Below are 1,526 nucleotides of genomic sequence, written 5' to 3'. Positions count from 1 at the left end.
CGCATTCCCCCGCCTACTTGACAGGGAACGTCTACGGATCGGACGATCGCTTCAATGGCTGCTTGGTTGACTGGATGCCCTGCTTTGGCGCCGTCGACATTTGTTTCTAAATGAGTCGATCGCCCAGACTCAAATTCCCTCAATCAAACGATTTTCTCGCTAGAAAGTATTCCACTAGCAGGAGGCACTACCGTATCGCCAAAAGCAATCCGCAGAAAAGGCGGAGCCAAAAAAGTCGTCAGAATCACCATGATAATAATCGAGACTTCTAACGGTTTATCCAAAACCCCACTCGCGGAACCGATGCCGGCAAACACTAAGCCGACTTCGCCCCGAGGAATCATCCCCACTCCGATCGCCAATCGATTGATTCCCGGCTGACCAAACACCACCCAACCTGTTACGATCTTGCCCAAAATAGCAACCACTATCAAAAATACGGCAATCAAAAGTCCCGCCCGATTATCCGGCACTGTTGGGTTCAAAACCCCCAAATCGGCTCGTGATCCCACCGTCACAAAGAAGATGGGTACAAATAAATCGGCGATGGGTTTCACCATTTCATCCAAATCCAGGCGGGCATCGCTTTCATCCAACACCAAACCAGCCGCAAACGCACCCAAAATTGCTTCGAGATGAATTGCATTGCCCAAAAAAGCCATGAAGTAGGCAAAAATAAATGCCGGGATGATAATATTGCCGCGAGTTTTGAGTTGAACCACCACCGCCGAGAAGGTTTTGTCGAAGACACCGCCCAACAGAATCGAACCTAGCAGAAAAACAGTTGCACTGACAATCAAATAGATGACATTAACAACATCAATCTCACCGGTTTTGGCTAAACTGGCGACAACAGCCAGGACAATAATTCCCAACACATCATCAATCACCGCCGCACCGACAATAATTTGACCTTCTTTAGAGTTCAGTTGTCCTAAATCAGACAACACTTTCGATGTAATTCCAATGCTGGTTGCCGTCAAAGCAGCCCCCGCAAAAATTGCTGGAATTGCCGCCGTGTGGAAAATTATCATCAAGCCCGCAGTAGCAGCGGCAAAGGGAACTGCCACACCTACGCAGGCGACAACGGTAGCTTGAATTCCGACTTGCTTGAGTTGTTTGAGATCCGACTCTAAGCCAATTTCAAACAGCAGAATAATCACGCCTAATTCAGCTAGCACTGAAATGACTTCACTCTGCGATTCAAACACACTGGTGAGGGCGGCAGGAGACAGATGATTAATCGATTGCAGAACTGTCATAATCCCTGAGTCTGAGGCTGACAGCCCGCTTCCGGGAAAAATGACCAGGTGTAAAGCAGATATTCCAATAATCACCCCTGCTACAAGTTCACCCAAAACCGGCGGAAAATCAAACTTTAGAGCCACTTCCGCGCCGATTTTACTGGCGATATAAATCACTACCAAAGTGAGCAAAACTCCGCTCATAACGATCGGCGCATTTTCTGCCTCGACTGTTGCTAACAAAGGTATGGGAGCAACTAGGGATGCCATCCCAGAACTTAA

General features: G+C 48.0%; 2 protein-coding genes. Both read right to left on the bottom strand.

Annotated elements, in window-relative coordinates:
* Positions 1–143 (bottom strand): HisA/HisF-related TIM barrel protein (locus QUA20_RS31720; RefSeq protein ID WP_445304743.1); only part of this gene is annotated, 143 nt, incomplete at its 3' end.
* Complete coding sequence (locus QUA20_RS31715) at positions 144–1,514, bottom strand: cation:proton antiporter (RefSeq protein ID WP_333194311.1); 1,371 nt, start codon at positions 1,512–1,514, stop codon at positions 144–146.
* Positions 1,515–1,526: the final 12 nt, after the last annotated feature.

Origin of the sequence: Microcoleus sp. Pol7_A1, from assembly GCF_036701085.1 — a bacterium.
Taxonomy (GTDB): Bacteria; Cyanobacteriota; Cyanobacteriia; order Cyanobacteriales; family Microcoleaceae; genus Microcoleus; species Microcoleus asticus.
This window is presented reverse-complemented; position numbering and strand designations above follow the sequence as displayed.

Excerpts from the sequence above, each read along its gene's own strand:
- QUA20_RS31715 (WP_333194311.1), bottom strand. The coding sequence starts at position 1,514 with ATGGCATCCCTAGTTGCTCCCATACCTTTGTTAGCAACAGTCGAGGCA.